The sequence below is a fragment of the Geomonas ferrireducens genome (genome assembly GCF_004917065.1).
In the GTDB taxonomy this organism is placed as follows: Bacteria; Desulfobacterota; Desulfuromonadia; order Geobacterales; family Geobacteraceae; genus Geomonas; species Geomonas ferrireducens.
Window position 1 is genome coordinate 591,825 of the sequence record NZ_SSYA01000002.1, and the last position, 24,018, is coordinate 615,842.

Below are 24,018 nucleotides of genomic sequence, written 5' to 3' on the forward strand. Positions count from 1 at the left end.
GTTTACAGTTAAAGATTTTTTATTATACTCTCCCGCACTATGCAACCAGGAGAGGGTGCCATGGCCATTGTCAAAAGTCGATGCCGAAAAAGAGGTGACTGCTACGGCGACTGCAGGACCAGCAGTGTCGGCGCCGTAATGCCCGGTCTCGGCAAGGAGCTTTATTATTGCTGCCTTGACGAGGCCGAGTGCGGCTACGCCCTGCCGGTCGGCTATGACGTAGTCTGCAAACATCCGGAGTCTGAGCGGTTCCAGGAGCAGCCCACTGTGAGACCGTCACGCCGCAGCGAAACAGGTCTCAAAAAGAAGAGCAGGTCATAAGACCTGCTCCGCAGGTTGTTCGTCCAGACGCTCCGTTTTCTTTGTCAGTGTGGTTCTTCCGCCAGGGGTTCGAAAAAGCTCTTGGCCGCCTCGCATACCGGGCAGTGCCAGTCAGGGAGCAGTTCCTCGAAGGATACGTCCGGCGGGACATCGTTGACAGGATCACCTTCGGCAGGATCGTAGACGTACTGACAGATGGTACAGATCCATCTCTGCATGGGCATTCTCCCGTTGCCTCCGCGACTACCACTCCACCGATTCGGGCTCGCGCTTTATGAGCAGGATGCTGCAAGGCATCCTGCGCAGGACGGCGTCGTTGTCCCTTCCGAAGAGCATGTGCTCTATGCGTCCCTCCTCGTGGGAAAGGAGTACCATCAGGTCGATCCGCTCGTCTTTCACCGTCTGCACGATCTCGTCTACCGGTTTGCCTTCCTTGATGATCACCTTGATCGGCAGCCCGGCCCGGATTTCCTGTCCGATCATCTGCTCAAGCTCTTCCTTTGCCCGCTCCTGAATGCTCGCGTAGTTCTTCACCTCGTCCGGAATGGCACTCGGGGCGTTCAGCGCACCCCCCGCCATGCTCATGGTCCCCTCCGGGTTGGTGGCGATATGCAGAACCATGAGCTCCGAGCCGTACTTCCTGGCGATCGAGATCCCTGCCTGGACCGCATCCCGACAGTACTCACTCATCCTGTTTACCACGAGAACGCGTTTGTAATTTTCCATCGCCTTGCCTCCTGATTTAGTGGATGTGGCCCCGGGTCCGGGCTTTCGGCCGAGAGACCCACCCAGTATATACGATTGCCAACCCGCGGCAACTTGGTATAAGTATTCGGGTCTTCTGCCCGGGCACCTGATGAGCCGCCGTAATCACGCAACTTCAGCCTGTTGTCGGAGGTGTCACATGCGTAACCTGTTCAGGATAGCCGTCCTTATTTGCCTTACCGCCATGCTTTGCTCCTGTGCTTCGGTCTCGATGGTCGATACCTGGCGCAACCCGTCGCTGCGCGGCGAAGGGATCCACAAGGTGCTGGTGGTCGGGTTCTCCCCGAAACAGTCGAGCCGCGTGGTGTACGAGGACACCCTGGTGAGCGAATTGAGCCGCCACGGAGTCGAGGGGGTCGCGAGCTACTCGGTCATCCAGGGGAGTGCGCTTCCCGACTGGTACGCGCTGGACCGCGCCGTCAGACGGGTCGGTGCGCAGGCCGTCCTTACCGTGCAGACCATCAAGGTCGAGCGCCAGACCACGGTGCAGCCGAGCGCCGTCGCCACGCCGTACCCCGGCTACTGGTACCCGCCCGCCTTCCCGGACTGGGATTTCCCCGGTTACTACCGCTCCATGGCCATGTACGGGCCGACCTACGTGACCACTTACGACATCGCCACCATGCAGGTGAACCTCTTCGACGCACGTTCGGACAAACTGCTATGGGCCGGGACCGTCGAGGCGACCGAACCGGAGAAGGTGACCCGCGTCGGCAAGGAACTGGCTAGTAAGGTGGTCAAGGCGCTCCGCAAGGAAGGTGTTCTTTAGGTGCGGCGATGCTCCCTGCCTTTGACACCGCTGCCGCGCTCCTTCTACGATCGGGACACGGTAACCGTCGCACACGAGCTTTTAGGAGCCTACCTCGTCCATGATGTTGCCGGAGAGACGCGGGTGGGGAAGATCGTCGAAGTCGAGGCCTACCTGGGGGAGGAGGATCTTGCCGCTCACTCCTCCAGGGGGCTCACCCCGCGCACCCGCATCCTCTTCGGTCCACCCGGCTTTGCCTACGTCTACCTCATCTATGGCATTCACTGCTGCTTGAACGTGGTCACCGAGCGTGAAGGAAACGCCTGTGCCGTGCTGCTGCGCGCCCTCGAACCGGTGCGAAACGTAAACGAGCGAACCTGCGGTCCGGGGCTTCTCTGTCGCGCCATGGGCATCGATTTGCGCTGTAACGGTCACGACCTTTTGAGCGGAGACCTCTTCATCGCGGCATGCAGAGACGAAGAGGAGAGGCGCATCGTTGCGCGTCCGCGCATCGGCGTTGCCTACGCCGGTGATTGGGCCGCCAAGCCGCTTCGCTTCTACCTTGCCGAAAATCCGCATGTATCAAAACGCTGACACCCGCTACACGCCTCCATCAAGACCACACCATCGCCAACTATGCCAGTACGATGTACGCTCCCGCACGCATCCGTTGCCACGGCTAGGGCAGCCGCCACTCAGGCTTGCTAAAGCGCAATACCCGTTGTGAAACATTGGTGCAAACTAATAACTCTCCGCTATACTCTTCTGCGTTTGCCTAGGGAGAGGCCATCATGGACATGGAACAGGCCGAACAACTCTACCGACTGATGTTCACCAACATGAGAGAAGGGCTGGCCATCCTGCGCCTGGACGTTAGAGACCCGGAGGCAATGCCCCTCATCATCGAGATGAACCCGGCAGCCGTAAAACTATGTCAATGCCGGTCCTTCAACTTCGGCAATTGCAGGGTCACCGATTGCTTCCCCGGCTGGCTCGAGGCGGAGGGGTTCCGTGAGACCTGTCACCGGATCGCGGCCTTCGGCGGTTCCCAGGAACTGGGCGAGGTAAGCTACGAAGGGCACTTCTACCGGATCAGGGTCTTCGCCCTCACCGAGGAGCATCTGGGCTTCGTGATCAGCGATTGCACGAAGTACCGGCAGGAGGAGGAGAAAATAGCGCAACTGAACGCGCGCCTGGAATACGAGGCCGCCACCTTGGAGCGCCGCGTCGCCGAGCGTACCTCGCAGCTCGAGGAGATCAACGAGGAGCTCGACACTTTCGCCTTCTCGGTCTCCCACGACCTGCGCGCTCCCATTCGTGCCATGCACGCCTTCGCGGAAATCCTGCTCGACGATGAATTCCAGTCCCCAGCCGAGCGAAACGCCTACCTGGTGCGCATCAAGACGGCAGCCCAGGGGATGGACCGGCTGATCCAGGATCTTCTTGCCTATAGCCGTGTGAGCCGCCAGGAGATCACCCTGGAGCCGGTGAGCCTGCAACAGGCGGTCCGGGATGCCTCTCAGCAGTTGGAGCTCGCCAGCGGCGGCAAGGGGTACCGCATTGAGGTCGCAGGAGATCTCCCCGATGTGATCGCGCACCACACGGTGCTTGTGCAGGTGCTGCTGAACCTGATGACCAACGGCATCAAGTTCGTGCCGAAAGGGGTGGTACCGCTGCTGCGCATCTGGGCTGAGGACTCCGGTGAATACTGCCGCCTCTACATCCAGGACAACGGCATCGGCATCGGCATCCCGCCTCAGCATCAGGAGAGGATCTTCAAGATCTTCGAGCGGCTGCACAGTATCGAGAGTTACCCGGGTACCGGGGTTGGGCTCGCCATCGTCCGGAAGGCCGTGCAGCGGCTGGGGGGGCACATCGGGCTTGAATCGCAGGAGGGGGAGGGGAGCAGGTTCTGGATCGAACTTAAGAAGGAGCAGTAGGGAGGCTTCGCCATGAGCTACGTGCACCACACCGTTCTTCTTGTCGACAGCGACTCCGACCAGGCGCATTTCACGCGACTGGCCCTGCAACGCGTCGGTGTGATCACGCCGGTGCAACTGGCGCGCGATGGCGAGGAGGCCATCGCCTACCTAAGCGGCGCCGGAGACTTCGGTGATCGTGAACTGCATCCCCTGCCTATGCTGATGCTGCTCGACCTCAAGTTGCCGCACATCTCGGGGGTGGGGCTTCTCTCCTGGCTGCGCGAACAGCAGGCGCTCAGGCGGCTTCCCGTCGTGGTGCTCACCGTCCCCGTCCCTGCCGCTGACTTGAACCGCGCCTACGAACTCGGCTGCAACTCCTTTCTTATCAAACCCAATTCTTTCAATGCCCTCCTTGTGCTGATGCAGGGGGTGGCGCAGTACTGGCTTGGCTTCAACGTTACTCCCGGGGTTGGCGCGGAAGCTGCGGAGGTCGGTGGGCAGTACGGCCCGGCCGCCTAGACGGCGCCTGGAACCCGCCCCGACGGCGCCTGTCCGCGCTCCCCGGGGTACCCCTGCGAGGTTGCCATGGGAGATGCGGTACCGAGACTTCATGTCGTTCCCTCCGATGCGGAGAGTCCTGCCACCGGCAAGAGTGTCAGCCGCAGCTATCTGGTGAACCGTCTGAACTACATCAACTTCCAGAACCAGTCCATCCTGGTGGCGCTCAGGCACGTAGCGTACGACGAGTCGATCTTCCTGAAAGCCATGCCTCTTCCCTGCGCGGGTGAGAGGCTTGACTGCCTATGGGAGGACGTGCCGAGCCTCAGGGAGCTCCTCAAGAGCTACCGCTTCGATTTCCTGCTCATCGCCGACGGAAGGAAATACCTGGTGGTAAATCCAGAGCCGCTCACCATTGACGACTGCGGCTTTGCCCTCATGCTCCCACCAGCATGTCGCGAATTCCAGGCACGCAGGATACGGCGGCACCTCTCCGACGGCGTGTCCGCCCAGATCATGCAGAACGGAGTCCTCTTCGACGGCAGCCTGGTCGACTACACCCCGGTATCGCTGCGCATCTCCGGTACCTGGGAAAAACCGGAAACGCTGCGCTGGATCAACACGGAAGAGCCGGTGCATTTGCGCCTGTTTCGCGGCGAAACCATGCTCTATTCGGGTGTCTTCGACGTCCATGCCATGGAGTCCGCCGGCGGCTCCTGCTCTTTTGTTCTTAGCCTGCGACACAGCTCGATACGACGCTTCAAGCCGAAGAAATATCGCAACTTCCGCCAGGAACTCGTCCCGACGCCGAACGTCGTCTTCAATCACCCCCTGATCGGCAAGCGCGTCAACCTGATGGTCACCGACATGTCCGGCACCGGCTTCTCGATTCAGGAGAGCGAGGGGGATTCTTTGCTCATGCCCGGCCTGATGATCCCGGGTCTCAAGATCACCTTCGGTCACGGCATGAGCCTTTGTTGTCTTGCCCAGGTGCTTTCCCGCAACCCGTCAGGCGAAAAGGGGGACGAGAAGCTCGTGCGCTGCGGCCTCGCCATTTTGGACATGGCAATCGGCGACCACGTGAAACTCCTCTCGCTGCTGCACCAGGTGACGAACCGCAAGTCCTACGTCGACACCGAGGTCGATCTCGACGACCTCTGGGATTTCTTCTTCCAGACCGGGTTCATCTACCCGGAGAAGTACGCCCATTTTCAGGAGAACAAGGAGAAGATCAAGGAGACCTACGCGCGGCTTTACAGTGGCAATCCCCAGATCGCACGGCACTTCATCTACCTGGACCACGGCGTCATTTTGGGGCACCTGGCCATGGTCCGCTTCTACAGCAATTCATGGCTCATACATCACCACGCGGCGCGCAAGTCGGCGGCCAAGGCGGGGATCGCCGTACTGGACCAGGTGAGCCACTACCTGAGCGAACTGGAAAGTTTCGCCTTCGCGCGACTGCGCTACGCCTTTTGTTACTACCGTCCCGACAACCGTTTTCCGGCGCGTGTCTTCGGCGGCTTCGCGGCAAAGCATGCGGATCAGCGCAGTTGCTCGCTAGACCTGTTCGCCTATTTTCACTACCAAAACGAGGGGGGCGGCGAAGACCTTCCGCCGCAATGGGAGCTCTCCAAAAGTAGCGCCTTTGATCTCTCCGAGATGGGGAGCTTCTACCGGCATGTCTCCGGCGGCGCTCTCATCGAGGCCTTCGACCTATGCCCGGGGGGCAACGGCGACAAGGGGCTTGCGCGCGAATACAACGAGCTCGGCTTTCGTAAGGAGGTCCACCTTTACTCCCTGCGCCGCAAGGGGAGCCTTAAGGCCTTCTTTCTCGTCAACTGCACCGACGCCGGTTTCAACATGGCGGAACTCACCAACTGCGTGACCATCTTCGTGATCGATTACAGCGTGCCGCGCGCGTTGGTCGAGATGTCGCTGCGCCATGTGAGCCGGCACTACGAGGGTGGGGCGATGCCGGCCCTGGTGTTCCCGCACTCGTATGCCGTCGAAAAGGCCTTTCCGGTCGAAAAGACCTACCTGCTCTGGATCCTCGACATGCGTTACACGGACCATTTTCTGCACTACTGCGACGGGCTCCTCAAGGGGCCGCGCAAGGCGCAGTGATCGCCGGAGCCGACATGGAAGCTTCCCAGCGCGACAAGCCGCTATATAACAGCAGGATCATCAATTCCTTCATCCTGCTCATAAAGCACAAGTACAGCCACGTCGACATCGCCGAGCTCCTGGAGTACGCGGGGATGAAGGAGTACGAGGTGGCCGACCAGGCGCACTGGTTCACCCAGAGCCAGGTGGATCGCTTCTATGAAAAGCTCCTGCAGATGACGGGCAACCCGCGCATCGCAAGGGAGGCCGGACGCTACGCCGCCTCTCCCGACGTGCTGGGCGCCATGCGCCAGTACATCCTCGGGCTCGTGGACGCCTCGAGCACCTTCGAGATCATCAGCAAGGCGACCGCTAACTTCACCAGAAGTACGAGCTACCGGTCGCGCCGCCTCGCCTCCAACTCGGTCGAGATCACGGTCACTCCGGTGGACGGGGGGATGGAACAGCAGTACCAGTGCGAAAACCGCATCGGCTTTTTCGAGGCGATCGTCCTCATGTTCAACCACAAGCTTACCGACCTGCAGTACTTCCCTGAGATCAGGCACCTCCCCACCATCCAGCAGCCCGAGTGCATCTTCCGCGGCGACCCGGTTTGCCGCTACGTGGTGACCTGGGAGAAGAGCGCCTACACCTACCTGAAGAAGCTGCGCAACACCCTGGTGCCGACCCTGGCGCTGGCGAACATCGTCCTTGCCGCCGTCGGCATGGCATCGGGATACGCCCTGCTCGGGTCGCTGGTCCTGCTGCTCCTGGTGGCGCTGGCCGCCGAGTCGAGCGAGAAGCGGGCCGTAAAGGACAGCCTGAGCAGCACCAAGGACTCCATCGACAACCTTCTGGAACTGATCGATTTGAACTACAACACCGCGATGCTTACCAACGAGATAGGGCAGCGGCTCGGCAATTTTACGCGCATCGAGGAGATGCTCATCGATGTCGCCGACATCATGCAGCGCCGGCTCGAATACGACCGTGGCGCCATCTTCCTCGCCGACGGCAACAGCGGGAGACTCGAACTGCGGGCCTCGTACGGCTACGGCGCGCGGGAGCTGGAATGTCTGAACGGGCTGTCGCTTCCCCTTGACCAAAACGGTTCCGGTCGCGACGTCTACGTCGCCTGCTTCAACGAAAAACGCCCCTTTCTCGTCAACGACCTCGAACGTGAGCAGGAGACCCTCGGCAGACGCACCCTGGCCTGCGCCGTCAAAAACGGCACGAGGTCGTTCATCTGCTGTCCCATCACCTCTGAGGGGATGTCCATCGGGGTTCTGACCGCGGAGAACGTGAGGAGCAAGCGCCCTCTTGTGGAGCGTGACGTGAGCCTCATGATGGGCACCGCGTCGGTCATCGGCATCAGCTACCGCAACTGCGAGCTCATCGGTGCCCTGGAGCAGGCAAAGGAGGATCTGGAGGCCCGGGTAGCCGAGCGGACCGCCGATCTTGAGTTGAGCCGGAAGAAGGTGGAAATGCAGCACGAGGAGCTTTCTCGGACCCTTTTCGAACTTGAGGAGGAGACCGCGCAGAGGATGCAGGCACTTGAGGAGTTGGGCGAAAAGGAGCGCATGCTGCTGCAGCAAAGCCGTCTGGCTGCGCTTGGGGAGATGATCAGCAACATCGCGCACCAGTGGCGCCAGCCGTTGAACGAGCTTGGTCTCATCGTGCAGGAACTGCCGGTCATGTACGACCACGGCAGTTTTACCCGTGACTACCTAAACGACAGCGTCGCGAGGTTCATGAAGGTGCTGAACCATACCTCGCGCACCATCGACGATTTCCGCAATTTCTTCAGGCCGGACAAGGCCGCCGCACCCTTCAAGGTTGCCGAGGTTGTGGGGCGCACGCTGTCGCTGGTCCAGGACAGCTTCCGACACCTGCACATCGACGTAGTGTTCAACGCCGTGGACGACCCGGTAGTGACAGGGCACCAGAACGAGTTTTCCCAGGCGATCCTCAACATCCTCTTCAACGCCCGCGACGCCTTTCTGGACCGCAAGGTCGAACGACGCACCATCACCATATCGGTCAAAGAAGAGGGAGGATACGCCGCGGTGAGGATACTGGATAACGCGGGGGGGGTCCCGGAAGAGATAATGGACCGCATCTTCGATCCCTATTTCACTACCAGAGGCCCTGAGCAGGGGACCGGGATCGGCTTGTACATGTCCAAGGTGATCATTGAAAAGAACATCCCCGGGCGGCTCACTGTTCGCAACGTGGACAGGGGGGCAGAGTTCACCATCGAGGTTCCCGTAGGGTGAAGTACGGAAGGCGCCGTTTGACAAGGTGGTGCATGCGGATAGAATAAGCGGGTGCTAATGTTCGACGGTAAATGTAGTGCGTCGCAGCACAATCAGCCGAGCCGAAACCTTACTCCAAGCGCTCGGCTGTTTTGCGGTCTGCAGTTACCCTCCGGGGCGCGGAGAAGCCGATGGCTCAGTCATTCATCCTGCTCGTTGAAGATAACCCCGACGACGTGTTCCTTGCCAGTCGCATCATACGTAAGGTCTGCACTGACGAGATACTGGTCGCAAGGGACGGCGAAGAGGCGAGTGAGCTTTTGCGGCGCATGGAACAGGAAAGTGGCCATGACCGGATCAGGCTGGTGCTTTTGGATCTCAAGCTCCCAAAGATAAGCGGCCTCGACATCCTGCAGTACATACGTCAAAACGAGCGGCTGCGCCGGCTTCCCGTTGCCATACTCACCTCCTCGGACAACGAGACCGATCAGGAAACATGCTGGGACCTCGGTGTCGTTGACTACATCTACAAGCCGATGACCGCCGACCGGCTCAAAAGTGTACTGTTGCGGGGCGGGGGGGGCGAATGAGCGAAGGGGCCGGGGAATTGGGTGCTGCCAGCATGCTCTACGTCGAGGACGAGGCGGATGCCCGTCAGATGGTGACGAGGATGCTCGCCATGAACTACCCGATGCTCGAGGTCTACGTGGCGGAGAACGGGCTCGCCGCACTGGAACTGTACCGCGAGCATAAAGCCGACATCGTCATGACCGACATCAACATGCCGCTGATGGACGGGATCAGGATGTCGCGAGAGATCAAGGAGATAAACCCCGCGGTGACGATCATAGCCGTCACGGCCCACAGCGACACCTCCTACCTTTTGAGCGCCATAGAAATCGGTGTTCACAACTACGTACTGAAACCCCTCAACTACCAGGAACTCTTCGCGGTTCTCGACAAGGTGCTGGAACAGATCGCGTTGAAACGGCTCGTGGAGCAGCAGCACCGGCGTCTTGAAGAAAACGAGCGGCAGCTTGCAGTGGCGCAGCGCATCGCACGACTGGGGAGCTGGCAGCAGGACCTGGACTCCGGCACCATGAGCTGGTCCGACGAGCTGTACCGGATCTGCGGCGTCGAGCCCGGCACTGTCACCCCCTCGCCGGCTTCCTTTCTGGAGCGCTTCCTCCCTGAAGACCGCGATTCTGTACTGAGGACCATCTGGGGGACAGGGGAGGCGGGCCTTACCGAGCCCCTTTTTTGCCGCGTGCTGCGCCCGGACGGATCGACGAGGATTGTCCGGCTTGAAGCTGAGGCCGTCGTGGAGGCGTGCGGCAGCCGGACCGTGATCGGGACTTGCCATGACGTAACCGAGTTGAAGCGGGCCGAGGAGCAGGTGCGTACCCTCACCGGTGAGTTGGAGCGGCGTGTCGAGCAGCGGACTTCGCTGCTGCAGGCTACGGTGAGCGAACTGGAGACCTTCAGCTACTTCGTCTCTCATGATCTCAGGGCGCCGGTGGCACGCCTGGAGGGATACTGCACGGCGCTCCTCGAGGACTGCGGGACCTGCGGCCACGCCGATTGCCGCCAGTACGCCGAGCGTGCCGGGCTCGTGGTACAGCAGATCAAGCTGATCATGGACGCCTTCAACAGCCTCACGCACCTTGCGCGCTGCACCCTCACCATCGGCGACGCAGACTTGACCGACATCGCGAGGACCGTCGCACGTGATCTCTCCGCCGACCAGCCCGATCGCAAGGTGGAATTGGTCATAGCCGAAGGCATGAAGGTGAACGGTGACCCGGCCCTGCTAAAAAAGGCGCTCGAGCATCTGCTGCACAACGCCTGGAAGTTCACCTCCAAAACCGAGCACCCCCGCATCGAGATCGGCGTCATGTACCGCGAGGGGGCTCCGGTCTATTTCGTCAGGGACAACGGCGTCGGCTTCAACATGAAATACGCCGACAAGCTCTTCAAGCCTTTTCAGACCATCCATACGCCCGGCGAGTTCGCCTGGAACGGTACCGGTATCGGGCTCGCCATCGTGCACAGCATCGTGCTAAGGCACGGCGGGCGCATCTGGGCGGAAGGGGAGGTTGGTGAGGGTGCGACTTTTTATTTCACCCTGGCTGAGAACCCGGAATCGGGCAGCTACCTCAGGCAGGGATGAGCACCTTGCGAGGCGTCATGACAGGAAAAACGGGCGCAATCCAGGCGGCAGGTAACGAAGAGGCCATGGCTCATCTTGCCGCCATAGTCGACTCTTCCGATGACGCAATTCTGAGCAAGAGCCGTGAAGGGATCATCACCAGTTGGAACCATGCCGCTGAAACGCTCTACGGCTACAGCGCCGAAGAGGCGGTCGGACGTAACATATCCTTCCTCGTCCCGGAAAGCCGGCGTGACGAGCTGCGCGAGATCACCGAGAAGATCCTGCGCGGCGAACGCATTCGCAACCTGCAGACGGTGCGCCTGGCCAAAGGGGGGCGCGAAGTCCCCGTGTCCCTCACCCTCTCCCCGATCCTCGATAGCGGCGGAAATCTGACCGGCATCTCCATCATCGCCCGCGAAGACGCCGAGCGCGCCCAGATGGAGCGTCTCTTGCGGGAAAGCGAGCGGTACTACCGTACCCTGGTGGAAATGGCCCCGGACCCGGTGCTGGTGCACCGCGGCGGCGACTTTCTCTACGCGAACTGCGCCGCGCTCGGCGTCTTCGGGGCGCAGGATCTCCATACGCTGCGCAGTCACACGCTGTACGAACTGATTCATCCTGACGACAGGGAGGCGATGGAGCATAAGATCGTGGCGATGAAGGACGGGGAGGAAATCCCGCTGCTTGAGTTCCGCATCAGACGCCTGGACGGCGAGGAGCGGTTCATGGAAGGGTCTTCCACGGTCATCGTGTACCGGGGTAGCCCGGCGGTCCAGACCATCGCGCGCGACGTCTCCGAGCGTAAGGCGGCCCAGGCCGAGCATGAGGCCATGCTTCGCGAGCTCGCTTTTCAGCAAAGCCGCTTTGAGCTGGTAGTCGAGCAACTTCCCGTCGGCGTGGTGGTAGCAGAAGCGTCCTCCGGGAAGGTCGTCTACCAAAACGACGTCGTCCGTGACATTTTCCGCGTTCAACCGGAAGAGACGACCTCCGTTTCCGATTTCGACAGCTGGAAGCTGTACCGGTTGGATGGAAGCCATGTCTCGGCCCCGGAAATCCCCTTGAGCCGCGCCATAACCAGGGGGGAGACCGTGTTCGGCGAAGAGTACCAGGTACTAAGGGGAGACGGCTCACGCGGTTTTGTGAGCATCAACGCGACCCCGCTGCGCGACATGTCCGGCAGCATCATATCCGGACTTGCCACTTTTACCGACGTAACGGAAAGCAGGGTGGCGGCCAAGGCGCTTGCCGAGAGCGAGGAACGCCTGAAGCTTGCCCTCGATGCCGCCGAGATGGGGGCCTGTGACATCGACGTAGCTACCGGAGAGGGTAACTGGTCACGCAGACACTTCCTCCTCATGGGATATCCTGCGCCGGACAGGGATCCCGCCCCCGCCTCACTTTCCATGTGGCAGGACCTGATTCACGCCGAGGACAGGGAACGGGTCCTGTCGGCTCTTGATGAGGCCTGTCACCAGAACCAACTCTTCAGTTCGGAGCACAGGATCATTCGCGCAGATAAAGGTGATGCCGTATGGGTCAACGTGATTGGGCGCTTCGTCTGCGAGCCCGCGGGAAGCTCCTGCCGTTTCATCGGTGTCATTTTCGACGTGACCCGCCGCAAGGCGACCGAGGAGGAACTCCTGCGTTCCACGAGGAGGCTGCGCAACCTCGCCGATTCCATGCCCCAAATCGTCTGGACCGCGGGTCCCGACGGCACCATAGATTACCTGAACGCACACTTTCACAGCTATACCGGCATCGGCCCGGATTTCCTGAACGAATGCGGCGGGTCACCTTCGGGACTGATCGCGTGTTGCATCCACCCGGACGACCGGCAGCGCACTGCCGAGCTCTGGGGGGAGGCGATTGCCACCGGGACGACATACCAGAACGAACAGCGCATCCTTGGCGCCGACGGTAGTTATCGCTGGCACCTAAGCCGTGCTACCGCCGAACGCGACGAACATGGCAAAGTAGCCAAGTGGTACGGGACCTCCACCGACATTCACGAACTGAGGGGGGTGCAGGAGCGGCTGCGCTCCAGCGAGACGAAGTTTCGCTGGCTTTACGAGTCCAACCTGATCGCCATATTCTTCTGGAACCGCGATGGCAGGATCACCGACGCAAACGATGCCTACTGTGACCTGATCGGCCACACCGGGATAGAGTGCAGAAGCGGTGACCTGAACCTCGCCGATGTAACCGCCCCTGAGGATCGCGCAAAGGACCGGAGCGCGATGGACGAGATCATCTCCCGCGGTATCAGCAAGACCTACGAGAAGGTCTTTGTCCGTTCCAGAAACGGTCAGCGTGTTGCCGCGCTGACCGCCCTCGCTCGCATGGCCGACACCGACGAGGAAGGGATCGGTTTCGCCGTCGATCTTACGGAACTAAAACGCGCCGAGCAGGCGCTCAAGGACAATGAGGCCACCCTGAAGCTCGCGGTTGAGACGACCGGGCTCGGCATTTTTTCCATGGATCTGGCCACCGGATCGGGGGAGTGGTCGGCAATCGCGCGGCAGCATTACGGCCTTCCCAAAGATGCCGAGACCGATCTGGCGACTGTCCTGCGGTGTGTTCACCCGGAAGACAGGGGAAGGCTGGAGCAGATCGTTAAAGACGCACGCACCCCCGCCGGCGCCGGGCTTTACAGCGCAGAGTACCGAACCGTCGGATCTGTTGACGGTAAGGTGCGCTGGATCAGCATGCGGGCGCGGGTCTCTTATGCCGAAGACGGTACACCGCTCAGGCTTGTGGGCGCCTGTATGAACATATCGGACATCGTCATGTCCCAGGAGGCGCTCAGGGAGGAGATGACCGAGCGTCTCAGGGCGGTGGAGGAGTTGCGCCGCCAGGAACAGCTTCTCATCAGGCAGGGGCGGCTTGCCGCCATGGGGGAGATGATCGCCAACATCGCGCACCAGTGGCGTCAGCCCCTTAACACCCTTGGTCTCATCGTGCAGGAATTGCCCACCTACTACAACCAGGGGCTCTTCAACGAGGATTACCTCGACACGAGCGTGGCCCGCGCCATGAAGGTGATCAACTACATGTCCCAAACCATCGACGGTTTCAGAAACTTCTTCGGCCCCGACAAGGAAAAGCAGAGGTTCAGGGCCCTCGACGTCCTGGAACAGACCTTGACCATACTTCAGGGGGCCTTCGCTGCGGCAAAGGTGGATATCGACCTGCAGGCCGACCCGGACGCGTGGGTGGTCGGCATCCCGAACGAGTTCGCGCAGGTGCTCTTAAATATCCTTATGAACGCGAAGGACGCCTTGGTGGAGCGAAAAGTCGAGCGCCCGCGGGTGGAAGTGAGGCTGAGCGTGGCGGAAGGTAAGACGGTGATCACCATCGAGGACAACGCGGGAGGGATCCCCCAGGAGATCATCGATAAGGTTTTCGACCCGTACTTCACCACCAAAGGGCCGGACAAGGGGACCGGCATAGGGCTTTTCATGTCGAAGACCATAGTGGAAAAGAACATGAAGGGGGCACTCACCGTGACCAACACCGGGGAAGGCGCCCGGTTCCGTATCGAGGTGTAGCCGATGGACCGGGGCGGAAAGCTCTTCAGCGGAGCGGCGCTTTTGCTCGTCGAGGATGAGGTCGAAGCGCGGGAGATGCTCGGCAGGATGCTCTCCCTAAACTATCCCGAGGCGAAGATCTACCAGGCCGACGACGGAACCGCCGGCCTCGAGATGTACCGTGAGTTCAGGCCCGAGGTCGTGATCACCGACCTCAACATGCCCCACATGAACGGCATCGCGATGGCCCGTGAGATCAAGGAGATCGACCGGGATGCAACCATCGTTGCAGTCACCGCACACAGCGAAACATCCTACCTCTTGAACGCCATCGAGATCGGCATCGACCACTACCTGCTCAAACCGGTGAACTACCCGGAACTGTTCCGCATCATGGAAAGGGTAGGGGAGAAGATCAAACTAAGGCGTATGGAACAGCTCATGATGCACCAGGCGCAGCACGATACGCTCACCGACCTGCCGAACCGGAAGCTGTTCCTGGACTTTCTTACCCTGGAGCTTGCCCAGGCGCGCCGCAACAGAAAGAGCCTGGCGGTACTTTTTCTGGACCTGGACCACTTCAAACAGATCAACGACACCCTCGGTCATGCCGCTGGAGATGAACTCCTGCAGGCGGTCGCTCGCAGGTTGAAAGGTTGTGTGCGCGAGTCCGACACGGTCGCGCGCATCGGAGGGGACGAGTTCAACGTCCTGATGCCGGACCTGTCCCAGACCGACGACGTGGGGGTAGTGGTGCACAAGATCATGGGGGTGTTCGAAGCTCCTTTCCGGCTGGAGGGGGTAGAGGTGAAGGCGACCACCAGCGTCGGCGTCAGTATGTACCCCGAAGACGGAGACAGCACCGAGGAGTTGCTGAAAAAAGCGGATGCGGCGATGTACGCGGCGAAGCAGCGTGACGGTAGCAGCTACCTTTTTTACAACGACGAGATCAACGAGCGGACTGCGAACCGTCAAAGCATTCTGCTGAGCCTGCGCGTCGCGGCTCATAACGGGGAACTCGAGCTTCTGTATCAGCCGCTTTACAGCCTGGGAAGCCGATGCATATGCGGCGCCGAGGCGCTTTTGCGCTGGCGCCACCCCCAACAAGGCGTTCTCCTGCCCGCGCAGTTTTTAACCGTGGCCGAAGAGACCGGCGCCATCATACCGATCGGTGCCTGGGTGATAAGTCGTGCCTGTGCACAGGCAAGGAAATGGCGGGATCTGGGGCTCGACCTGAAGCTTACCGTGAACCTTACCAGCCGTGAGCTGCAGCAGCCCGACCTGCCGGAGATGGTGCTGAGGGAACTTTCGGATAACGGGTTGAGCCCCCGGGCCCTCGAACTGGACGTGCCGGAGCGCGCCATCATGGACGGCGGATCGCTCGGCCAAAAGAACATGCATCGGCTCACCGAGCGTGGCGTCGCGTTTGCCGTCGACGACTTCGGCACCGGGGCCTCGTCGCTGCAAAGGATCAGGCGGCTTCCTGTCGCGAAATTGAAGATCGACCGGAGTTTCATCAGCAACACCGTGATCGAACCGGAGGCGCTTGATGTGGTGACGGCGGTGGTCTGCATGTCGCACAGCATGAGGCTGCGGGTAAGTGCGGTCGGCGTCGAGAGCCCCGAGCAACTAACGCTCATGGAGAACCGGGGCTGCGATGAGGTACAGGGTGATCTGATAAGCAAGCCGCTTACGGCCGCCGAATTCGAGAGGCTGGTCGTATCGGCATAGCCGTGGCGGCCAAACAGCAGCTACCGGCCGAAAGCGCGCAGGAACTGAGGTAGCAGCAACGGGTTGTCGCAAACGATCGCACCGGACAGAAAATCCATGATCCCGGGGCGGTACCCTTCGTACCAGATCTTGCGGAAGAGCTCGGCACTGGTTGCACAGTCGCAGTCCGCAACTGCCGTGCCGCCTCTTTCTACCTGATAGCCATCCCCATCCACGGTTATCACGATGGTGGTATCTTCAAGTCGGAACCTGAAGGTCGTTTTCTTGCTGAAGACACCTTTGCAGAATGCGGACTCCATCTCCGAAATCATGGTTTCAATCATAGTTAACTCCTTGCGCTTTGCAGCTTTTTTAAAAGTGCCGAATGCCTTACCGCACGCTGACTGACTGTATCTGCGGCGCAGTTCCCTTCTCAAGAAAACCGAAGTCAGGGGCAATACGTATTCCGGGATAGTATTGATCTACCGCAGACTTGTCAAATCCTTCATCTCCAAAATGCTGCGACTGTCATGTAAGTCACTGGCAGCAACAGATACTGTCTTTTTTTGCGACTGGCTCTCTTTCTGCTTGTAATGCGCTTTGCATCCATTATCTTTTAACTGTGGGAGAGAGCTTTTTCCTGCTCCGAGGAGTCTGCCGTGGAAAAGGTGCCGTTTCGATCCATACCCGACCTGCTGCGGCATCAGGCGACCAAACAGGACGCCCGACTTGCCGTGAAGTTTAGAAAGCAGGGGAACTGGGTCACCCTGAGTTACGCCCAGTTCTACAACCGCGCCCTCATGGTGGCGCGTGGCCTGCGCAAACTCGGCATAAAGCCGGGCGACAAGGTTGCCATACTCTCGGAAAACCGCGCCGGGTGGATCATCGCGGACATGGGGATCCTGTGTGCCGGTGCCGTCACCGTTCCAGTTTATCCGAGCAACACGCCGGACCAGATCGCATACACCCTGAATCACGGCGATGCGCGCATCGTCTTCATCTCCGGGAAGTGGCAGTACCGGAAGCTTTTAAAGGTGAAAGACGCCATCCCCATGGTGCAGCTCGTGGTCTCCTTCGAGCGCTTCCTCGGTGAGCCCGGCCTGCCGCTCACCACGCTTTACCAGCTCTCCGAGATCGACGACCCGATCACCGAGCAGGAGCGGGCCGAGCTGGAGGCGGTCGTGGATTCCATCGAATCGGAAAGCCTCGCGTCCATCATATACACCTCGGGAACGACCGGCATTCCGAGGGGCGCCATGCTGTCGCACCGAAACATCCTCTTCGACGTCTTTGCCACCATGGAGAAGGTCGCCGTTTTAGGGGATGGCGAGGTGTTCCTGAGCTTTCTCCCCTTGAGCCACGTACTCGAGAGGACCACCGGCTACTATCTCCCCATCGCGAAGGGGGCGATGATCGCCTTTGCCGACAGCATCGAGAAGATCGCGGAGAACATGCTCGAGATTCAGCCGAGTATCATGGTCTGCGTGCCGAGGCTTTTCGAGAAGATCCATTCGCGCATCTACGAGCACGTGCACCAGCTCTCGCTCTACAAGAGAAAGCTCTTCAGGACGGTCCTTGCCATCGGTCGCGCTTGGGTCCAGGCGCAATACGTGGATAAAAAAGTGCCGCTCATGCTCGCCCTCAAGCACGCCATCGCGGACCGGATCGTTTTCAGCAAGCTGCGCCTGCGTTTCGGCGAGAACCTGAAGTTCTGCTCCAGCGGCGGGGCCCCCCTCGATCCCGCGATCAACGAATTTTTCTGGAGCATCGGCGTGCCGATCCTCGAGGGGTACGGGCTCACCGAGACGAGTCCCGTCGTCTGCGCCAACACCTTTTCCGAACTGCGCTTTGGCAGCGTCGGCACCCCGCTCGAGGGAACCGAGATCGCCGTAGCGGATGACGGCGAAATACTGGTGCGCGGTCCGCAGGTGATGATGGGCTACTACAAGGAAGAGGCGGAGACTAAGGATGCGCTGCGTGATGGGTGGCTCAGAACCGGCGACATCGGCCGCATCGAGGGGCGCTTCGTGTTCGTTACGGACCGGAAAAAGGAGCTCATCGTCACGGCAGGGGGTAAGAACGTCGCTCCCCAGCCGATCGAGAACCTCCTGAAACGGGACAAATACATCTCCCAGGCATACGTCTACGGCGACCGCAGGCCCTACCTGACTGCGCTTCTCGTCCCTACGCTGGAGAAGCTCCTCGAGTTCGCGCGCGAGCAGAATATCACCTACAACGACCTGGAAGAACTCGTGGTGCACGAGCCGGTACAGGAGCTGTACCGGCAGCGAGTAGAGGCCGTGAACGCGGACCTCGCCCACCACGAGACGATCAAACACTTCGTGCTGCTGCCGCGCGATTTCACCCTGGAGGCGGGCGAGCTCACCCCGACCCTCAAGTTGAAGCGGCGCGTGATTTCCGAGCGTTACAAGGACGCCATTGACAGGATGTACGCCACCGAGAACTGAGTCGGCGTTTAGCGGGAGGATTTATGAGACAGATCAACAAGGTTGCCGTGCTGGGCGCGGGTGTTATGGGTGCCGCCATCGCAGCGCATCTCGCCAATGCGGGGCTTGAGGTGCTGCTGCTCGACCTGGTCCCGGAATCGGCCGGAAACAACCGCAGCGTTGTCGCGCAGCGCGCGGTGGCCGCTCTTTTGGAGTCCAAGCCTGCGGCGCTCTACCTCCCTGATTACGCCCGCTACATCGAGATCGGCAATTTCGAGGATGACGCGCAGCGGCTCAAGGAGTGCGATTGGGTGATCGAGGTGGTCGTGGAGAACCTCGAAGTGAAGAAACGGCTTTTGCAGGACGTGGTGGTGCCCAATCTCTCCGAAAGCGCCGTGCTGTCCACCAACACGAGCGGGCTGTCGGTAAACGAGCTGGCCCAGGTACTCCCGGCCTCGTTGCGCCCCCGTTTCATGGTGACCCACTTTTTCAACCCGCCCCGCTACATGCGCCTCATGGAGATGGTTCCCTGCGCCGAGACCGACCTCGGCACGTTCAAGGCCATGGCCGGTTTCCTGCGCAGGCGCCTCGGCAAGGGGGTGGTCTTCGCCAAGGACACCCCGAACTTCATCGCAAACCGGATTGGCACCTACGCCGGAGCCGCCACCTGGCGCCACATGGAGGAGATGGGGCTCACCGTCGAGGAGGTGGACGCCGTGACCGGCCAGGCGATGGCGCGCCCGAAAACGGCGACTTTCGCCCTGTGGGACCTGGTCGGCATCGATACCGTGGTCCGCGTGATGGACAACAGCTATCAGCTTCTTGGCGGTGACGACGAACGCGAGCTGTTCCGGGTGCCGGAGAGCGTGCGGCGCATGGTGGCCGACGGGCTCACCGGGCGTAAAGGGAAGGGGGGCTTCTTCAAACGCGAGACCGTCGACGGCGTCAGCACCAAGTTCTTCTACGACCCGACGACCGGCGCCTACCGCCCGGCCGCCTCCCCGAAGTTCGCCTCGGTGGGTGCGGCAAAGCAGGTCGACGACCCTGCGGCACGGGTGAGGACCCTGATCCAGGGGGACGACAAGGGCGCCCGCCTCGCCTGGTGCACGCTAAGGGACACGCTCATCTACACGGTGAAGCGCATCCCGGAAATCGCCGACGACGTGGTGAACGTCGATAACGCCATGCGGTGGGGGTACAACTGGGAGCTCGGTCCGTTCGAGCTTCTCGACGCCATTGGGGTCGCCGCCTTCGTGGCGCGCGCCGGGAACGACGGCGTCGCAGTGCCGCAGCTTCTCAACGAGGTGGAAAGTTTCTACCGCACCGAGGATGGCAAGCGCCTTTTCTACAGCATTACGGAGAGGGAGTGGCGCGAGGTGCCGAGAAGCGACGGGGAGATCTCCCTCACCCTGCTGAAGAGCGCGGGGAACGTCGTGGAGAGGAACAGCGCCGCCTCCCTCGTCGATCTGGGGGACGGGGTCTTCTGCCTCGAGTTTCATTCCAAGATGAACACCATCGGCAACGACACCCTCTCCATGATCCAGAAAGGGGTGCGCCGGACCGAACAGGAAGGCATCGGCATGGTCATCGCCAATGAGGGGAGCCTCTTCTCCGCCGGGGCGAACCTCATGCTGATCGCCATGGCCGTGGCGGAAGGGGCGTGGGACGACCTGAACCTCACGGTACGCGCCTTCCAGCGCGCCATGATGGCCATCAAGTACGCCAAGGTTCCGGTTGTGGCGGCTCCGCACGCCCTGGTGATGGGGGGCGGGTGCGAGACCTGCCTGCACGCGGACGCCATCAACGCCCATGCCGAGACCTACATGGGACTCGTGGAGATCGGCGTGGGACTCATCCCGGCAGGCGGCGGAACGAAGGAAATGGCCCTGCGCGCCATCAGGCTTGCCGAGGAGCAGGACGCCGACGTGATGCCGTTCATCCTCAAGAACTACCGCAACATCGCCATGGCCAAGGTGAGCACGTCCGCCGCCGACCTGATGCGGATGGGGCTCATGCGGCCGGGCGACGGCATCTCCCTTGCGCTCGACCGGCGCATCCATGATGCGAAGCTGAAGTCGATCGCGCTTTCGGCGAACTACCGCCCCGGCCGACCGGCGACTGATCTCAAGGCCCCGGGGCGCTCCATCGCGGCGAGTATCAAGACGCAGCTCTGGAACCTGGAAGAGGGGGGCTTCATCTCGGCCTACGACCGCTACCTGGCCTCGGGAATCGCCGATGTCATCACCGGCGGCGACGTGCCGGCCGGGACCATGATTACCGAGGAGCATCTTCTGGACCTGGAGCGCGAGATGTTTCTCAAGTTCTGCGGTCAGAAAAAGACCCTCGAGCGCATCCAGCACATGCTGAAGAAAGGAAGGCCGCTCAGGAACTAGTGGCCTTCCCGTTTGTCGGAAATAAAAAAGGAGCGAGCCATGCGCGCAGCATACATAGTTGAGGCAGTACGCACCCCGGCCACCAGGGCCTACAAAGGAAAACTGAAGGACGTCCGACCGGACGACCTGGCGGCGGCCGCAATCCGGGGGCTTGTGGAGCGCACTGGGGTCGACCCTATGCAGGTCGAAGACGTCATCATGGGGTGCGCCTTTCCGGAAGGGGAACAGGGGATGAATGTCGCGCGCATCGCCGCGCTGAGGGCGGGGATCCCCTACCAGGTCCCCTGCCAGACCGTGAACCGGTTCTGCTCCTCCGGGCTGCAGACCATCGCCGCGGCGGCGGACCGGATCATCGCGGGGTTTGCCGACTGCATCATCGCCGGTGGGACCGAGAGCATGTCCATGATCCCGATGGGTGGCAACAAGTACAGCGCCAACCCGGGGCTTGTCGCCACCTGGCCCGAGAGCTACGCCTCGATGGGGATCACGGCGGAGTTCCTGGTTGCGAAATACGGCATCTCCCGCGGTGATCAGGACGCCTTCGCCCTGGGAAGCCACCAGAAAGCGGCGCGCGCCATCGCCGAGGGGAGGTTTGCCGAGGAGATCATCCCGGTGACCGCCTCTCGTTGCGCCCTCGAAAAGGGGAAGATGAAGTGCCATGACGAGGTGGTAGACGCGGACGACGGGGTGAGAAGCGACACCACCCTGGAGGCGTTGGCAAAACTGAAACCGGCCTTCAAGGTGAACGGCACGGTCACCGCCGGGAACTCTTCCCAGATGACGGACGGCGCCGCGGCCACCCTCGTAGTCTCCGAGGAGTTCCTCAAAAGAAGCGGCATGAAACCGCTGGCCCGCTTCATCTGCTTCGCCGTCAGGGGGGTCCCCCCCGAGATCATGGGGATCGGTCCGGTCGAGGCGGTGCCGGCGGCGCTCAAAATGGCGTGGCTTACCGCCGATCAGATCGATCTTTTCGAATTCAACGAGGCCTTCGCGGTGCAGACGCTTGCCTGCATCGGTGAGCTGGGACTCGACCCCGCGCGGGTGAACGTGAACGGCGGTGCCATCGCCCTGGGCCACCCGCTTGGGTGCACCGGTGCCAAACTTACCGCCACCTTGCTGCACGAGATGCGGCGCCGGCAGGCGCACCACGGCATGGTCACCATGTGCATCGGCGGCGGCATGGGAGCGGCGGGGATCTTCGAACTGCTCTGAGCCTTAGAGCAGCAACCACCATTTCGTGAGGTGTGTCATGGCAGCGAGAATATTCAAGGGAGCGGAATTCCTGATCACCGAAGCGGGCAAGGACGACGTCTTCGTCCCTGAGGATTTCAGCGACGAGCAGCGCCAGATCGGCGCCACCACCGAGCAATTCGTCACCAATGAGGTGATCCCGGTCCGGGACGACATAGAGCACCAGGACTTTGAGAAGGTCGTGCACCTGCTGCGCCGCTGCGGCGAGTTGGGCCTCCTCATGATCGACGTCCCCGAGGAATACGGAGGCCTCGAGCTCGACAAGGCGACCAGCATGCTGGCGGCCGAGAAGATCTCCGGCTCGGGCTCCTTCTCGGTAGTCTATGCGGCCCACAGCGGCATCGGGACGCTACCTCTCGTCTATTACGGCACCGAGGAGCAGAAGGCGCGTTACCTGGAGAAACTGACCACCGGGGAGTGGGTGGCGGCTTACTGCCTCACCGAGCCCGAGTCCGGCAGTGACGCCCTCGGGGCCCGGGCGAGCGCAACCCTCTCCGCCGACGGCAGCCACTACATCCTGAACGGCACCAAGCAGTTCACCACCAACGGCGCCATCGCCAACCTCTACACCGTGTTCGCCAAGATCGACAAGGAGCACTTCACCGCGTTCCTTGTCGAGCGGAGCATGGAAGGGGTGAGCGTCGGCCCGGAAGAGAAGAAGATGGGGATCAAGGGATCATCGACCACCCAGGTGATCCTCGACAACGTGAAGGTGCCCGTGGAGAACCTCTTGGGTGAGATCGGCAAGGGGCACAAGATAGCCTTCAACGTGCTGAACGTAGGACGCTTCAAGCTCGGCGCGGCGGTCACCGGCTCGGCCAAGGGCGCCCTGGCCGACGGCGCGAAGTATGCGGTGCTGAGAAAGCAGTTCGGCCGTCCCATCGCCTCGTTCGGGGCCATCCGGGAGAAACTCGCCGACATGGCCGCCGGGATCTTCGCTTCCGAATCGCTCGTTTACCGCCTTGCCGGACTGATCGACGACCGGCTCGCCACCATCCCGAAGGAAACCCCGAACTACTACGACGTCTACCAGCGTGGCATCGAGGAGTACGCCATGGAGTGCGCCATCGCCAAGGTGTTCTGCTCCGAGGTGCTCGCCTTCGTGGCCGACGAGGTGGTGCAGATACACGGCGGTTACGGTTTCATTCAGGAGTATCCGGCTGAGCGCTACTACCGGGACGAGCGCATCAACCGGATCTTCGAGGGGACCAACGAGATCAACCGCCTGCTCATCCCGGGTACCCTTTTGACCCGGGCGATGAAAGGCGAGCTTCCGCTCGAGCGCGAGGCGATGAAGGCGCTCGATGCCCTCACCACACCGTCCTTCGAAGAGTTCGACGAAACGGTTACCTTCGCGCGTGAAAAGGCGCTCCTCGCAGGCCTCAAGCAGCTCTTCCTCGTTCTGGCGGGATCCGCGGCACGGAAATACCAGGCCCGGATCAAGGAGGAACAGGAGCTTCTCCTGGCTCTTGCCGACGTGGTGATCGGAATCTTCGCGCTCGAAAGCGTAGTGCTGCGCGCGGAGAAGATCCTGCCCGCTCTCAGTGAAGCACGCCGAAAAACCGTTGCCGCAGCGGTCCTTACCTTCACCTTCAGCGCCAACGAGCAGGCGGCCTCCGCGGCACGCAAGGCCGCTTTCTACGTGGAAGAGGGGGATGCCCTCGCCGTCTTGCTGGGAGCAGTCAGACGCTTCACCAAGTTCGACGCGTCCGGTCTTCTGGATGCGAAGCGGCTTTTAGCCGATGCGGTCATAGAGTCCGAAAGATATCCCTTCTAGCACAGCAGGTAGTGCACAATGAGCCGGCGCACACAGCCGTGTCGCCGGCTCATGTAGTTTTCAGAAAAAACTTATGCCGGTCGTACAGACTCTCTGACTAACACCCTTTTCTGACATTGTCTTTCTTTAGAACAAAAATAATGCTT

The 24,018-nt window shown here is 61.1% G+C and carries 18 protein-coding genes; 15 read left to right on the forward strand and 3 right to left on the reverse strand.

From position 1 onward, the window contains the following. The first annotated feature begins 60 nt into the window (after nt 1–60). On the forward strand, nt 61–321 hold the full coding sequence (locus tag E8L22_RS11395) for a hypothetical protein (RefSeq protein WP_136525297.1): 261 nt from the start codon (nt 61–63) through the stop codon (nt 319–321). 44 nt (nt 322–365) lie between these two features. On the opposite strand, the gene E8L22_RS11400 is transcribed toward E8L22_RS11395, so the two are convergent. Both E8L22_RS11400 and E8L22_RS11405 read right to left on the reverse strand, forming a co-directional pair. Further along, the gene (locus E8L22_RS11400) at nt 366–539 is read right to left on the reverse strand and encodes a rubredoxin (protein WP_129125503.1); all 174 of its coding nucleotides are present in this window, start codon (nt 537–539) and stop codon (nt 366–368) included. Between the two features lie 25 nt (nt 540–564). Then, nucleotides 565–1,047: a universal stress protein gene (locus E8L22_RS11405; protein WP_136525298.1), complete on the reverse strand. Its 483-nt coding sequence runs from the start codon at nt 1,045–1,047 to the stop codon at nt 565–567. Nucleotides 1,048–1,225: 178 nt separating this feature from the next. Here E8L22_RS11405 and E8L22_RS11410 point away from each other — a divergent pair, with 178 nt between their 5' ends. The 10 genes from E8L22_RS11410 (at nt 1,226) to E8L22_RS11455 (ending at nt 16,025) form a co-directional block, all read left to right on the forward strand. Continuing rightward, entirely contained in the window at nt 1,226–1,855 is a 630-nt protein-coding gene (locus tag E8L22_RS11410) for a DUF4136 domain-containing protein (protein ID WP_136525299.1), read from the forward strand. 21 nt (nt 1,856–1,876) lie between these two features. Continuing rightward, complete coding sequence (locus E8L22_RS11415) at nt 1,877–2,428, forward strand: DNA-3-methyladenine glycosylase (RefSeq protein WP_136525300.1); 552 nt, start codon at nt 1,877–1,879, stop codon at nt 2,426–2,428. 197 nt (nt 2,429–2,625) lie between these two features. Then, a complete protein-coding gene (locus E8L22_RS11420; RefSeq protein WP_136525301.1) occupies nt 2,626–3,774 on the forward strand; it encodes a sensor histidine kinase in 1,149 nt (382 codons plus the stop codon). 12 nt (nt 3,775–3,786) lie between these two features. Further along, nucleotides 3,787–4,275: a response regulator gene (locus E8L22_RS11425; protein ID WP_136525302.1), complete on the forward strand. Its 489-nt coding sequence runs from the start codon at nt 3,787–3,789 to the stop codon at nt 4,273–4,275. Between the two features lie 66 nt (nt 4,276–4,341). Further along, nucleotides 4,342–6,381, forward strand: coding sequence for a pilus assembly protein PilZ (locus E8L22_RS11430; RefSeq protein WP_136525303.1), 2,040 nt, complete (start codon nt 4,342–4,344; stop codon nt 6,379–6,381). 14 nt (nt 6,382–6,395) lie between these two features. Then, nucleotides 6,396–8,636 carry an ATP-binding protein gene (locus E8L22_RS11435; protein ID WP_136525304.1) on the forward strand — a complete coding sequence of 747 codons (2,241 nt, stop codon included), beginning with the start codon at nt 6,396–6,398 and terminating at the stop codon, nt 8,634–8,636. Nucleotides 8,637–8,806: 170 nt separating this feature from the next. Then, complete coding sequence (locus E8L22_RS11440) at nt 8,807–9,205, forward strand: response regulator (RefSeq protein ID WP_136525305.1); 399 nt, start codon at nt 8,807–8,809, stop codon at nt 9,203–9,205. Further along, entirely contained in the window at nt 9,202–10,785 is a 1,584-nt protein-coding gene (locus E8L22_RS11445; protein WP_136525306.1) for a sensor histidine kinase, read from the forward strand. The genes E8L22_RS11440 and E8L22_RS11445 overlap by 4 nt, the downstream gene beginning before the upstream one ends. Nucleotides 10,786–10,802: 17 nt before the next feature. Then, nucleotides 10,803–14,315, forward strand: coding sequence for a PAS domain S-box protein (locus E8L22_RS11450; RefSeq protein WP_136525307.1), 3,513 nt, complete (start codon nt 10,803–10,805; stop codon nt 14,313–14,315). A gap of 3 nt (nt 14,316–14,318) precedes the next feature. Next, on the forward strand, nt 14,319–16,025 hold the full coding sequence (locus E8L22_RS11455; protein WP_136525308.1) for a putative bifunctional diguanylate cyclase/phosphodiesterase: 1,707 nt from the start codon (nt 14,319–14,321) through the stop codon (nt 16,023–16,025). A gap of 20 nt (nt 16,026–16,045) precedes the next feature. Here the strand turns inward: E8L22_RS11455 and E8L22_RS11460 are convergent, their stop codons facing one another. Next, complete coding sequence (locus tag E8L22_RS11460; RefSeq protein ID WP_136525309.1) at nt 16,046–16,348, reverse strand: hypothetical protein; 303 nt, start codon at nt 16,346–16,348, stop codon at nt 16,046–16,048. Nucleotides 16,349–16,663: 315 nt separating this feature from the next. Here E8L22_RS11460 and E8L22_RS11465 point away from each other — a divergent pair, with 315 nt between their 5' ends. From E8L22_RS11465 to E8L22_RS11480, 4 genes are read left to right on the forward strand one after another with little or no spacing between them, the layout of a single operon-like run. After that, nucleotides 16,664–18,472 carry an AMP-dependent synthetase/ligase gene (locus tag E8L22_RS11465; RefSeq protein ID WP_136525310.1) on the forward strand — a complete coding sequence of 603 codons (1,809 nt, stop codon included), beginning with the start codon at nt 16,664–16,666 and terminating at the stop codon, nt 18,470–18,472. Between the two features lie 23 nt (nt 18,473–18,495). Next, complete coding sequence (locus E8L22_RS11470) at nt 18,496–20,844, forward strand: 3-hydroxyacyl-CoA dehydrogenase/enoyl-CoA hydratase family protein (protein WP_136525311.1); 2,349 nt, start codon at nt 18,496–18,498, stop codon at nt 20,842–20,844. Between the two features lie 39 nt (nt 20,845–20,883). Beyond that, the gene (locus E8L22_RS11475) at nt 20,884–22,056 is read left to right on the forward strand and encodes a thiolase family protein (RefSeq protein WP_136525312.1); all 1,173 of its coding nucleotides are present in this window, start codon (nt 20,884–20,886) and stop codon (nt 22,054–22,056) included. Nucleotides 22,057–22,093: 37 nt separating this feature from the next. After that, entirely contained in the window at nt 22,094–23,872 is a 1,779-nt protein-coding gene (locus E8L22_RS11480) for an acyl-CoA dehydrogenase family protein (RefSeq protein WP_136525313.1), read from the forward strand. Nucleotides 23,873–24,018: the final 146 nt, after the last annotated feature.